This window comes from Acinetobacter higginsii (genome assembly GCF_000369845.1).
GTDB classification, from domain to species: Bacteria; Pseudomonadota; Gammaproteobacteria; order Pseudomonadales; family Moraxellaceae; genus Acinetobacter; species Acinetobacter higginsii.
In genome coordinates this window covers 21,363-34,565 of the sequence record NZ_KB850214.1, presented here as the reverse complement: position 1 = coordinate 34,565, position 13,203 = coordinate 21,363, and the positions used below count along the sequence as shown (strand labels likewise).

General features: G+C 37.3%; 16 protein-coding genes. 8 read left to right on the top strand and 8 right to left on the bottom strand.

From position 1 onward, the window contains the following. Positions 1–4: 4 nt before the first annotated feature. The 8 genes from F885_RS12220 to F885_RS12255 form a co-directional block, all read right to left on the bottom strand. On the bottom strand, positions 5–949 hold the full coding sequence (locus F885_RS12220) for a phosphatidate cytidylyltransferase (protein WP_005203555.1): 945 nt from the start codon (positions 947–949) through the stop codon (positions 5–7). Next, positions 946–1,596: a lysophospholipid acyltransferase family protein gene (locus F885_RS12225; RefSeq protein WP_005315503.1), complete on the bottom strand. Its 651-nt coding sequence runs from the start codon at positions 1,594–1,596 to the stop codon at positions 946–948. The genes F885_RS12220 and F885_RS12225 overlap by 4 nt, the downstream gene beginning before the upstream one ends. Positions 1,597–1,603: 7 nt before the next feature. After that, positions 1,604–2,026 (bottom strand): hypothetical protein, encoded by a 423-nt coding sequence (locus F885_RS12230; protein ID WP_005315495.1) that lies wholly within the window; start codon positions 2,024–2,026, stop codon positions 1,604–1,606. Then, positions 2,023–3,390 carry a phosphatase PAP2/dual specificity phosphatase family protein gene (locus F885_RS12235; protein WP_005315493.1) on the bottom strand — a complete coding sequence of 456 codons (1,368 nt, stop codon included), beginning with the start codon at positions 3,388–3,390 and terminating at the stop codon, positions 2,023–2,025. The genes F885_RS12230 and F885_RS12235 overlap by 4 nt, the downstream gene beginning before the upstream one ends. 13 nt (positions 3,391–3,403) lie before the next feature. Continuing rightward, positions 3,404–5,152, bottom strand: coding sequence for a bifunctional alpha/beta hydrolase/class I SAM-dependent methyltransferase (locus F885_RS12240; protein ID WP_005315490.1), 1,749 nt, complete (start codon positions 5,150–5,152; stop codon positions 3,404–3,406). 10 nt (positions 5,153–5,162) lie between these two features. Continuing rightward, positions 5,163–5,798: a CDP-alcohol phosphatidyltransferase family protein gene (locus F885_RS12245; protein WP_005315487.1), complete on the bottom strand. Its 636-nt coding sequence runs from the start codon at positions 5,796–5,798 to the stop codon at positions 5,163–5,165. A gap of 252 nt (positions 5,799–6,050) precedes the next feature. Continuing rightward, positions 6,051–6,305, bottom strand: a complete 255-nt coding sequence (locus tag F885_RS12250) for a hypothetical protein (protein ID WP_005315483.1) — start codon at positions 6,303–6,305, stop codon at positions 6,051–6,053. A gap of 34 nt (positions 6,306–6,339) precedes the next feature. After that, positions 6,340–6,546 carry a hypothetical protein gene (locus tag F885_RS12255; RefSeq protein ID WP_005315474.1) on the bottom strand — a complete coding sequence of 69 codons (207 nt, stop codon included), beginning with the start codon at positions 6,544–6,546 and terminating at the stop codon, positions 6,340–6,342. 108 nt (positions 6,547–6,654) lie between these two features. Here F885_RS12255 and F885_RS12260 point away from each other — a divergent pair, with 108 nt between their 5' ends. The 8 genes from F885_RS12260 (at position 6,655) to F885_RS12295 (ending at position 12,759) form a co-directional block, all read left to right on the top strand. Beyond that, on the top strand, positions 6,655–6,873 hold the full coding sequence (locus F885_RS12260) for a hypothetical protein (protein ID WP_005315471.1): 219 nt from the start codon (positions 6,655–6,657) through the stop codon (positions 6,871–6,873). Positions 6,874–6,989: 116 nt separating this feature from the next. After that, positions 6,990–8,129, top strand: a complete 1,140-nt coding sequence (locus F885_RS12265; RefSeq protein WP_050560231.1) for a replication initiation factor domain-containing protein — start codon at positions 6,990–6,992, stop codon at positions 8,127–8,129. Further along, entirely contained in the window at positions 8,129–8,446 is a 318-nt protein-coding gene (locus F885_RS12270) for a hypothetical protein (RefSeq protein WP_005315467.1), read from the top strand. Before F885_RS12265 ends, F885_RS12270 begins: the two co-directional genes overlap by 1 nt. A gap of 411 nt (positions 8,447–8,857) precedes the next feature. Further along, positions 8,858–9,061 (top strand): hypothetical protein, encoded by a 204-nt coding sequence (locus F885_RS12275; RefSeq protein ID WP_005315463.1) that lies wholly within the window; start codon positions 8,858–8,860, stop codon positions 9,059–9,061. Positions 9,062–9,081: 20 nt separating this feature from the next. Further along, on the top strand, positions 9,082–9,357 hold the full coding sequence (locus F885_RS12280; protein WP_005315462.1) for a hypothetical protein: 276 nt from the start codon (positions 9,082–9,084) through the stop codon (positions 9,355–9,357). Positions 9,358–9,511: 154 nt separating this feature from the next. Continuing rightward, positions 9,512–11,056 carry a virulence factor TspB C-terminal domain-related protein gene (locus F885_RS12285; RefSeq protein WP_005315452.1) on the top strand — a complete coding sequence of 515 codons (1,545 nt, stop codon included), beginning with the start codon at positions 9,512–9,514 and terminating at the stop codon, positions 11,054–11,056. After that, positions 11,049–11,336 (top strand): DUF2523 family protein, encoded by a 288-nt coding sequence (locus F885_RS12290; RefSeq protein WP_005315451.1) that lies wholly within the window; start codon positions 11,049–11,051, stop codon positions 11,334–11,336. Before F885_RS12285 ends, F885_RS12290 begins: the two co-directional genes overlap by 8 nt. 1 nt (position 11,337) lies before the next feature. Next, complete coding sequence (locus tag F885_RS12295; RefSeq protein WP_005315449.1) at positions 11,338–12,759, top strand: P-loop NTPase family protein; 1,422 nt, start codon at positions 11,338–11,340, stop codon at positions 12,757–12,759. The last annotated feature ends 444 nt before the right edge of the window (positions 12,760–13,203 follow it).

Below are 13,203 nucleotides of genomic sequence, written 5' to 3'. Positions count from 1 at the left end.
GAGATTAGCTCCACCAATATCGAAGGATATGGAAGAAGATTGGTGCAGAGAAACAGATAGAGTCGATACGATCTAACATACCGCCATGACCTTGAATAAGTTGTCCCCAATCTTTCACACCACGATCGCGTTTGATCGCAGACATTACCAGTCCACCAAAGAAACCAAAAATACAAACAATTAAGCCGATCAGAGCCGCTTGCCAGTAATTGAATGGGGTGAGTGATGACATCAATACACCGAGTGCGGTTGCGAGAACAATGCCGCCAATCAGTCCTTCTACGGTTTTTGATGGGGAAAGTGTAGGGGCAACTTTATGTTTTCCAAAAAGTTTACCACATACGTATTGCAGCACATCTGAGGCTTGTACTACCATAATCAGCCAAATCGCCAACCAAATTTTTTCCCCTTTAAATTGGGGTAAATCCAGATTTAACAGGGCTGGAACATGCGAGATACAGAATACGCTGACCATTAAACCCCATTGGATTTTTGCACTTCTTTCCAAGAAGTGTGTGGTATCTTCCAGCTTTAAACTGGCGATGGGGATGAGCAAGAACACATACAGTGGAATGAAAATCGAAAATAACCCATACCAATTGGTATAGACCAAATAATATTGATAGGGAATAACAAAATAGAACGCAATCAGTAATGGCAGATAGTCACCACGCCGTGTTGGCAATAAACTAATAAATTCACGTAATGCAAAAAATGAAATAAGGCCAAACAGGACAATAAAAGCAGTTTTTCCCAATAGAATGGCGGCTGCTAAGACTATCAGCATGATCCACCACGCATTGATACGCGCATTCAGGTTATCAATAACAGGAGAAGGGGCTGTACCTGCCTTTTGTTTGAGGATAAAGCCAATACTTGAGGCAATAATCAAAATGACTGCAAAGATGCCAAACAATAGATAAGTTTGTTGTAGGTTGTCTAAACTCATTGGTTCTCGGCCTCTTTTAATTTCAATAATTGCTGCTGAGCATGCTGCAAGAATTGATCTTTGCCCGTGAGTTGATCAAGTGCTAGGGGTTTACCAAAGATGACCGTCGAGAGTAGCGGCAAGGGGATAAATGCACCTTTAGGCATGACTCGTTTTAAATTAGAAATCCAAACAGGCACAACTTCAACGTCAGGGAACTGCTGACTGAGATGATAAAGACCGCTTTTAAACTGCAGCATCTCGACATCATCATTTAAATTACGTGTTCCCTCAGGGAAGAAAATAATGGAATAGCCTTCTGCCAAGACGTCTTTTACTGGCTGTAATGGATCTTGTTGATCACTACGGTTCCGTTGAATGGTAACACCTGAAAAAGTATCTTGAATCAAAAAGCGTCTAAGTCCATCTTTAAGCCAATAATCTGATGCTGCAATTGGTCGTGTTTTGCGACGGATGTGAGTGGGTAAAGAAGACCATAATAAAATGAAATCAATATGGCTATTATGGTTGGCATAATAGATCCGTTGCTTAAGTTCAGGTTCACAGCCGACCCATAAACTTCGTGCGCCAGTTAACAAGCGTGCACCACGACGGGTTAAGAATGCAATAAAACGGGCAACGGATTGCGTGATTATATTTTTTTTCATTCAACCTTCATCTATGCGCTAATTTATAAAAAAGTACAATAAATACAGAATACTGTATTAAGACAATGACGATCTGTATTTTTAAGAGTCTTAAACAGCCTTTGAAGCGTATCGACCAATCACGACCCGTTTTACAAGATGGAATCAACTTTAAATTTAACAATGATTGATCCAATTGCTGAGTAAGACTTTCTAGGTCCTCAGGTTGGTCAACCATATGCTGTAACAGGCCACGATCAAATTCAATCCGAATAAATAGGTAATGGTGAATCGCCAATAAAGCAGTTACCAGTGAAAGAGGGATCAAGATCGGGATACTTGAAAATAAAAATAAGCTTACAATTGATAAAACAAAGGCTAAATATCCTGACTTTAAAATACTCTGACTTTGCTTTAGCAATTGGTTCACTACGACAAAATTCATTTTCATAGCTGCTTCTCCTGAGTGAGCAGCTGTTGGAAATGTTTAATTTCAGCAATATGTGTCTCACTCAAAACGATCCAAGGTCGTGACTTTTGAATCAAGCCAACAGCTTCCTCTGAGGTATTCACATAGCCGTGTTGTAATAGCCATGCAATCAATACACTACAACTGCGTGAATAGCCAAGCGCACAAAAAATCAATACTTGTTGTGGTTCATTTGCCTGTATTAAAGGTTGAATAAAGTGATCAAACTTTTTTGTTGCTTCTAATAATTGTGCGCTTTGGATCGGAATTAAATCAAGCGTACTGTATTTTTCATAATGATGAACGTTGTTTGCTGGCAATTCAGCGCAACAATCAAATACACCATGATATTGCTTACTATGTTCGGTTGTTGGGATACGGCCTAGATACAGATCAACGCCGTTTAATTGCAAAATCAATGAGTCTTCAGGATGTCGATAGGTCCAAATACGACTATTTATCCATGCAACTAGAGAATAAGGTGCGAACAATAACCATGCAGCGACAGTCATTTGACCATTTTCTTGCTTTTGGAAAAAATGAGGTCTAACCAAAAAGTATGCTAAAGCCACTAAGAAAAGACTGATCGCTGGATATAACATCCATAGCCATGCACCTTTAAATAAAAATGCAAGCGATGTACAAACTAAGGCTCCAATTAAATAAAAACACCCTAATTTTAAATGTTTGCTCGCCAATCGCTGCAAGCCATTTTTTTGATAAGGTGCTTTAACTGTGAGTGGAAATAGCCATAAACAGAATGCACCAACCAATAGCCCCAAAGGAATATCAATAAAGTGATGTTGCCAGGTGGTTAAGACAGAGAGTCCAATCAGAAAAGACCATAGATGTACCAGCCAACGGTAGTTTGCTTGGATATGCCGACGGTAAAAATCCCAGAGAATGACTAATAAAACAATGTGTAATGAAGGTGCTTGATTAAAAGGTTTATCAAAACCCATCAATACATCAAACCATAATCCAAAGAAACCATGTAATTCAGCACGTTCAAAACTGAATTTTAACGGAAAGATTAAAAAACAACTGATTGAAATAACCTGAGCAGCAAATAGCCTAAGCGAATGTTGTTTTAATTCAAATCTATTCCAACATAACAATAACGACAAGCCATAAAATAGGTCAATCGACCAATACGGCACAATGGTCCATGCCCAAAGCGGGATATGATGCTCCCATTCAAAAACAATACTCGGAACATTGCTGAGGCTGGATGCATATTGATTTGCAAAACCATAGGTTAAAAAGAAAAAGGGCGCTAAAAGGACTAGGCAGAGTAGTCCCCATTTCCAAGTACCTGATTGACGATCTAGAATATTATTTTGCATACAAAGTCTTTATTTAAATTTTTTGAGCAACCGAAACTGTAAAAATTCCAAATTCATCAATACATTGATCCACTTTTTTAAAGCCTGCTTGTTCAACCAGTGCATCCATTTCGGCTTGGGAGCGTAAACGCATCACCCAAGCATCACCTTGACGATGTGAGGTAAGCGCACGTGCAATAAACTCTTGTTGTGGGTGCCAAATTTGTCCCGTGTAAATCAGGAAGCCGCCTTGTAGCATGGCTTGATGAATACCTGAGAGGGATTGTCTTAATAAATCGTTATCGCTAAATAGTTCATAAAGCCCAGAAACAATGACTAAATTTGGTTTTGGTTTAACTTTGGCTAGTGATGCTGTATCAAAGGCATCACCTAATTCAAATTGAGCAATGTTTTCAAGATTTCTTTGCTGAATTAATACAGAACCAGAATCAACATTTAGCTGGCTATAATCTCTTAAGAGTACTGATTTTGGTGGTGTTGCAAGTTCACTTACAGCATCTAGAATATAACGCCCATGACCCGCTGCAATATCTAGGATGCGAACATCTTTACGTTGCTTGGTCAGTACTTTCGCATACTTTGCCAATAACTGCTCAATATGTTGTTTACGCACACGAATTCCACGCCAGCCAATCGCATTTAAATATTGCTGATCAATAATATTGCCAAGAATATTTCTACTTTCACCTTGATTTCGATAGACAAAATCTAAGGTGCTGCCTGAGTCATAACCGGTATCTTCACCAATTTTAAGGCCGCGGGAGAATTTACTGCCGAGTTTTAAATTACGTTTGGTTAAGTTCCAGAACAAATTCTTGATTGAAGAAGCGGGAAGTGGGCTACTCAATTGCTCAGCAGTTGCACAGCTTGAACCAATTTTATCGGCATTCAGTACATCTGGTGCTTGATAATCTTCTGCAAAGCTTTGCAAGATAAAACGACGGATTTTTTCGATAGCAATATGACGATCTTTTTCACCTAAAGTATCGTGATAAAAACCATCTAGTACATGGAACTCTTTTCGTGGATGAGGAAGCTTTTCATAAAATTGTTGTTGTGGCTTACGGAATACCACAAAATCTGATCCAGAGCATAAAACTTGTGTAGGAACAAAGATATTTTGTGCATCATTAACGATACGTTCTGACGCTGCATATAAGCCCAAAAGCATTCGTACAGAAATAGCTTTGGCAATTTGTGGATCTGTATCATAAGTTTTCGCACGATCAACATCATGTGTCAGCATATTGGCTTTGACATAGCTGGTAATAAAGAAATTACCTTTGAGTTTACTTAAAACTGTTAAACCTGCTTTTGCAAATGGTACATACAGTCTGATATCAAATGCGGGTGAAGCTAAGCATAAGGCTCTGATTTTTGGTGCATAATCATGTACCCATGTGGCTGCCAAAACTGCACCGACACTTTGACCAATGACGGCGATATTGGTTGATACAATGTTATACGTCGATTCAATATGTTGTACAAAAGATTGAATATCTTTCACACATGCAGAGAAACTTGGTGCATCGCCACGTAAACCTGGTGAATCTCCATGTCCGCGTGCATCCCACGCAAAGAAATCAAATTCTGGTAGGTTGAGCTCATTGACCAAATGCGCCATACGTCCAGAGTGTTCATGACCACGATGGAATAAGATAATTGCTTTTTTTGTCTCTTTTTCTGTAGCTGCTGGCCAATGTTGATAGGCTAATTGGGTATCATCATGACTGGTAAATACATGTTTTTGTGAGCTTTGCATCTGATTTTCCTTAAAGTTGAATACTGTTTTTAATACGGTTATAAATTGTCAAAACCAATAGTGCTGCAATGAAAATAAGCAGTCCATTGCAGAAGTAAATTATTGAATTTATGTAATTATTTTCTATTAAATACGGGCTAAAACTGACACATAACGCAATTAAACTAAACCAAAATGCACGATCACTTTTACCCATAGGACCATCATAACGGCGTTCCTGACCAATTAATGGTGCCATAACACCAGCATATTCACTCAGAATCGCTAGAAAGACAACTAAACCCAACAGGAATGGGTTGATAAAAGCTAAACCTAAAAAACATAGATAAAGCGCTGAATCGGAGATGACATCACAGATTTCATTTAAATATGCACCAAGTTTTGATTGTTGATTAAACTCACGTGCGAGCATGCCATCAATTGCATTAAAGCCCATACGAACCAACATCCATACAGGAAAGAATAAAAATAGGATTAAAGGCTGTTGGTAAAGATGCAGGCTGTAAAGTGCAATTGCTAAAGCGACAGAGATTAACATTGCTAAAAGCGTAACTTGATTCGCTGTAATCTTTTTAGAGTAAAGCCATTGTACAAATGGGCGAAGTAAATTCTGAAATGCTGGTTTTAACTGATAAATCGAAGGCATTGTTATTGATATATGCATATTTATATAGTGAATAGCATTGTGTGTAACTTTCTAATGTATGTCAACAGACATTGGGATAGCAGAAAAATGGTAATTACAGTAGTTGCTAAACATCATATTATTGATAATTAAATTATTTCGCATAATGTGACGACAGATTATGTTACATAGCTGATTTGCAAGAATATTTTATAATTTGCAAATCAGCGTTATTTAACATTAATCTGCATTATGCGAAGTTGAAGAGGGTAGTTATAGATTGCATGTGAATGTCAATTTTAAAACTCTTTGATTTATTTTTTCCGCCTGTTTTTTTATTATCTCTCGTCCATCATTGCTTATAATTATTTCTTCACATTTAAGTCTTTTTTCTTGATCTTTTGAGTTGACAACTATTGCAATAATTTTTTTCTGTTCGTTGCTAAAGACAACATGTGCTGTGATTTCTTCTGCATGACTTTGGATGCTTGCTAACGTTAGCAAGCTCCAGATAATTATTTTTTTCATTTTTTCTCCTAGTAGTCGGGGTCCACAAATATAATTAATCTGCTTTTTTTATCTCCTCGATATATTTTGTTACATCTTTAGATGTAATGCTGCCTAAGTGTTTATAAATTAAAGCATTAATTATGTCAGCTTCTTCAATTCTTTCCTTCGTTTCGATAATGAAATCAAGTGATTTTTCTTTGATCGATTCCACGAATTCCCCGCGTATTCTATAAGTTTTTGATAAGTCTGATTTTTTCATGTGATGTCCTAACATTGTTTCATGCAACAACATTATTGTGTCACACGTTGCGATGTTGCATGCAATTCTGTTATATTTCTGTCAAATTGTTACGTGTGATGTTGTTGCATGGAAAAAGAATTAGCTTTTGAGACTGTAGCCAAGATCGTTCACGACAGGGGTGTCGAACTTATTGTCGGTGGTAATCCTGCATTTGAGACTGAATTTGTCCTTTTTTATATTGAATCAACAATGATCCAGTGGGGCTTTAAGAACCCTAAAGTCGCTGCTTACTGTGACGCTATAAAAGCTGAGAACGATAATTTTAGAGCTATGGGGATTTGCTAATGGACAAGTATAAAAAGGGTAGTCTTGATCGCACTTATCCGAAGGATGGCGATAAATCTACACGCACTGAGATTCAGTATAAAAAACAACCAATACCCACTGTCTTATCGGGGGGAATGGAAAATAAGGCAGTTGGAACCCCCATTAATAAGATGGGGGTAAAGAAATTCGATACTCGTCCACAATCTGCCGATCTCCCGTATCAACACAACCCGTTGTACACAATTCCTCATACTCACATGATCATGACCAATGATGGCGTGAAGCATGTCGAATATAGAATGCCTGCTGATAATGAGATTTCAGTTATTGACTGGGTCAACTTTACATGTGGCATTGAGACACTTGGCACCATCGAGCATGCATCAGGCTTTGTCACTTCAAAGTATGAAGCTGAGGAAGAATATATTTTAGATACGCATATGTGGTCGGCTGCTGTAGAAGAATTAAACGAGACTTTAGAGCACATATTCGGATTTTCAACGACTCACTGTCGTAACAATGGTCTCAATTTTTATAAGCAAAGCTATGTGCTGGGCGAAGACTTTGGCTTTGTCTGCATTGGTGGTCAACGAAATACAATCCTGATCATGATCAATGGCCGTGGTTGTAACTTTGCTAAAAGTGGTTGGGAATTAAGACTTTATAACTTCTTAGTTACACAAGCTAAACGTGCGAAATTAACCCGTGTAGACATTGCTCATGATGATTTCCAAGGTAAACATGTCAGTGTTGATTGGGGCAATATGCAAGATGGGCTAGGTGGCTTTCAGCTTGGCAATCGTGCGCCAAACATTGAACATAAAGGCAACTGGCGTAGACCAAACGGTAAAGGACGTACACTTTGTATCGGTAGCCGTGATTCTGGCAAGTACTTGAGAATATACGAAAAAGGACGTGCCGAAGGTGATCCTGACGACAATTGGCAACGTGCTGAAGTTGAATTTAAGTCAATTGATCGTGTTTTACCGTTCGACATGCTACTTGCACCGTCTGAATATTTCATAGGTGCTTATCCTTGTTTCCGTGATTTAGCAGAACATATACAGCCTGAACGTATTGAAACCATTACGAAAACGGCTCAAATCAATTTCCAGAATGCTATCGAAAATATGAAGCATCAATACGGGAAATACATCAACGTCTTTAAAGACGTATTCGAACCTGAAGAACTCATCAATTTAATTTGTTGCTCTGATCCGCTTGCATTTCCCAAGCGACTCGATCACGTGCTTATAACTGCTCGGAGAATGTAATGCATACATCAACTGTAAAAATCTTAGGTGCTAAAGCTGTCGATTTTAAGCCTACAGATGGCTCTGGTCGTCATTACGATCATGTACAGCTATTTTGCCAAATCCCAATGGATTTATCTCAAGGTAATGCGATCGGCAACGGTTGTGAGACTTTCAACTGGCAAGATTCAGCAAACATCGCTTTGCTTCGTAAATTTAAACAGGCTGATTTTCCACTTGAAGCAAAAATCACTTTTGACATGGTTACCAGTGGTAAAGGCGTGAAATACGTTGTTTGTGATGTTGAGCTGCCACAAGTACCTAAGACAACAGTATAAGTTCTTATATATCAAAGGCTTGAAATACAGCCTTTCGTATAATGTATAATATGTTAATAAAATCAATAACTTAGAGAATTTTAAGTATGAATATAACAGCTATCATGGGGGATAATCAAGTTGAATGTCCTAAGTGTTTGTCTTTTTTTCATAAGCAATATTTGTACTTTCACATGTCTAAGTGCAAGGGGTGAGTAATGAATAGCTCTTGGCTTTTTATTGGTCTTATTGTGGCTGCTTTGGTCGGTTTCTTTATTGGTCTATATGTGCATCGAGATAAGGATTGATTATGAATCAGGTAGCTATATACATCATCTGGTATTTGCTTGTAGTTGGATTGCTAGCAAATTCTTATGCAGTCACTTGTCTGATCAAGTGGTTTATTGAACGTTTTCAAAAGAGATAAAAAGAATGCAAATTTTTGGATGTAGTCAGTTTTCACAACCTGATGCTAACGGCATCCAACAATGCATGGAATGGGTAGTCGTTTCTACTTCCATTTTGCCCCCTTTAACCATCGAAGAGGCTACGGTCATGGGCGGTGGTTTCTGGCTCATTTGTGTTGTTGCTAAGGGCTATAGAGAGTTAGCAGACTTTATAAAAACTCTACGTTAATTATTTAAAGGAGAACCGTCATGGGTTTAAAAAATGTAGAACGTATCGAAGAAAAAAATCTTCATCAAAAAACATGGTTTCAGCGTTTCCGTACTTCAGCGAAGTATAGCTTAGCTGTTACTGCTCCAATGGCGCTTATGAATGTGGCTAATGCTGCTGCTCCAGAGGCACCTGCAACAACTGATATTTTGACTTATTTGGGTCTTATTGTTGTTGCTGTAGGTGTCGTTGGTACTGCGTGGTTAATGATTCCACTTGCTGCTAAGGGTATTAAAGCGATTCGCGCAGCATTCTAATCAAATAGCGCGCCACACGAAAAAATTGCGACCGAGGGCGCGCAGGTCGAATTTTTTTGTGTGGTGTCTAATATGTCTGAATTATTTCCTTACTTTTATCTACTTTGCTGGATAGTTCCTGCAATCATCTTGTTTAAATAGACGGGGAATTTTTATGAGATTCTTCAAATATTTATTCTTTATATTTTTAACATTAATTTCAGTTAGTTCATTTGCAGCTAATGTTCGTGTTTATTACATGATTGACGGCACAAAACCCAATGTTGAATTTGATACTCAAGAACAAGCATGTCAGGCAGGATTGCAGTCAAATTATACATATTTGGGAATAACAAATAAAAATCCTGAGGGCGGTTATTGTAGTTTTAAAAATCATCAAGGCAATAATTCTAGTTATTTAATTTACTCAAAATTTGTTAATAGAACATGTACCGCGGACGGTTCAGCTGTGTATTCTGGTAGTGTTACTGTTTCAGATTGGGCTAATGATGCTGAATATGTCTCATTAACTGATCAGGCAACTTTAAAATTTCAAAATACTTATGTTTGTTCTAACTCTTGTAAATTTAAATATGATTTTTTGTCGGGTGATGGTGATCCTGATACTGGCCCTATTGTTTTTAAAGGGAAGTATGTTAAATCAACAGAATCTTGTACTTCTGGTAACACTTCTCCAAACGAGTCATTGACTGGTTCAGGCAAGCCAAAATCTGAATGTACAAAAGCATATTGTGATAAAGAACCTAGTAAGAATTGTCCCGATGGTTATAAACAAGGTAGTTTTAACGGCAAGGCAATTTGTATAAAAAACTCGCCAAATAATCCAAATCCGAATGATCCTAACACGCCCTATGATCCGAATAATCCACCTGATAACGGTGGTGGGGATGGTAAGTGCAATGGGACAAATAACTGTAATACAAATAATTATGAATTTGATGTTAGTCAGATTGTAAACGCAATTAGTTCACAAACATCTGCTATTACCAGTGCTATATCTCAACAGACTTCTGCATTAACTTCTGCTATTTCAAGTGCGGTAAGTTCAATTAACTCTACTTTATCAACTGGTTTTAAATCAGTTACTGATACATTGGGCATAACTAATACTAAGCTTGATGCAACAAACACAAAGTTAGATAAATCAAATGAACATTTAAAAAATATTAAGGAAAATTCTGATAAAGCTAATCTGTCTTTAGATTCTATTGATAAAAATGGAAAAGATTTAAACACTAAAATAGATAAAACAAATGAAAAATTAGATAAATCAAATGAACATTTAGACAATATCGAAGATGCAACTATTGCTGCCAGTGAAGCTTTAGGTGAAGAAAATAGAACACTTTATGACATTAAGGATTCAATTGATTCACAAACTAAATGTTTGGATAAGAGTACTGGTAAATATCGTGAATGTACTGAGGATGATTTAGGCGGTTCTTTTCCTGATGGAAAAGTTGATGTTTTACAGCGTGAAATTGATACAAACTTTGATGGCAATATTATTAATGCATCAGCTCAATGCCCACCACCAATGGTGATTAGGTACAATTTACTCCAAGCACATGAAATTTCTTTTAGCTATGAAAACTTTTGCTATGGCGCTTCTTTAGCTCGTCCGTGGGTCATATTTGTTGGGATGTTGATTGCTTTCTTGATCGTTACTGGTCAATACAAGGGTGGCTCAGATGCTTAGGTTATTAAGTTTGTTGCTGCCTTATCTTGCTGAAAAGGTACTCAGTTTTGCATTTAAAAAATTACTCTTAGGTGCTGGCCTAGGTCTTGTGACATTTGGCATCACTCAAGGTGTTTATTCAATTTTGCTTAACTATGTCAAAGATAGTTTTTCGATGCTTTCAGCACTTTTTTACTTAATTGATATATGTGGCTTGGATGTGGCTATTAGTTACATCTTATCGGGTATTTCGATTCGTTTAACGATGAACGCGGGCAAGCTTAGCTTGAGGAAGATATAAAATGCTATATGCAATTATTGGAAAGCCTGGAGAAGGTAAGTCATATTATGCAGTCACTAAAATATATGATTTACAGCAAATTAATTTAGAAAATATAAAAAAGAATGTGCCAATTTTTGATGAAAACAGGACGCTGCTCGAAGAGCGCGACTTGTTATCCAAGGATTACACATTTACTTATGAAATCGGCAATGAGAAATTTACAAAGACTTGTAATCATTCATATTTTGACAAGTTAGAGGATGGCGTACAATTTGAGGATTATTTTGAATACTACTTTTTCTATAACAAATATATTGAGCAGATTTATACTGAAGAACAATTAAAGCTAACGGCAATTCTTCCAGTTCGCCAGTTATATGCAAATATTAACGGATTAAAAATTGATGGTGTGCTTCCATTTCCTGATCTTGACTGGATTCGTACACCTTGGGGATCAGACCATTTTATTGATGAGGTTCGTGATTGCCCACCATACAACTGGGATGGTCGTAAATATTCAGAGCATCGATTAGTTAAGGGTATGTCTAAAGTTCGACATACGGATAAAAACGTATTTTTGATTACTCAGGATTCTGAGGATTTAAACTATTCATTACGAAAACTGGTAGATAAACTTTACTTTGTTAAGCGACCACCTCAAAAGGTACAAGCATGTGGTATCTATGTTTTTGATAAGTATCTTTCCGATCCAAGGGCTGCTGCTGATTCAACACGTGATCCAAAGAAATACATAGAACATATCTATTTGCCATATCGTAAGAAATTTCAAAGAATGTATGTGAGCGCCTCATCACACAGCTCAATGAAGTTCAATATTTCATGGAAAGTATTTGGATATATTCTTTTATTTGTCGCTATTGTTCTGATTACGGTTGTTGGTGTAACTAAGATTCCAATATTTAGTTATGCTGTCACGGCTATTAAGCAGATGACAGGACAAGAAACAAATGCTTTGGATCAATTAAAAACAGGTGTTAAACCAACAGAATCACAGAAAACAGATAATGTACCTTTAGACCAAGAACGTGCAGCATCACAACCTTTAGGTACGCAATATGCAGCTGCTGGAGAGAATAAGACACAGCAGTTTGAATATGATGTAAGTAAGCCATATGACTTTAATCCTCCGGTGATGTATGAATTACAGCAGCGTCCACGTTTAGCAGGTTGTATAGCATCCAAATCAAGTTGTTCATGCTATACACAGCAAGCAACTAAGATTGATATGAGTCAGAAGGATTGTAGGCGTTATGTTTCAGGTGATAGACCTTTTGATTACTTTGCTAAAGAGCAACAGAGACAATTTGCACCTATGCCTTCTCAATCACAGCCTATGATGCAAAATCAGCGTTCTGTGAACGATTTTGATGCTGAATACATAGCAAAAGTTCAGGAAGCACGTAGACAAGGGCTGATTTGATTTGAAAGCATTTCTCTTTGATTACTAAAGGCATCAATATGTTCTACCGTAGAAGTAACCCAAAAAAGCCGTTCAGGGGAATTGCGAGTCCCTGTAGCAGTGCGGAAGGGTCGCAAGGCGTAGTCTACGGATTTTTGCAAGACTACACATCGAGATACGTTGAATGTCGTTATTGTGGGCGTACAATGTTATATTCACAGCAGACAAGACATACAAGAATTTTTCATACAAAATATTACAGAATTTAGATTCTCTGTTATACAGAACTATCAGGGCTTTTTTACAGTTTTTAGCCCTTTTGCTATTTGGTTTTTTTCAGTTGATGTGGATCAGTTTTTTTAATGCTGAGATTTCGCATAATGTGACGACAGATTATGTTACATAGCTGATTTGCAAGAATATTTTATAATTTGCAAATCAGCGTTATTTAACATTAATCTGCAT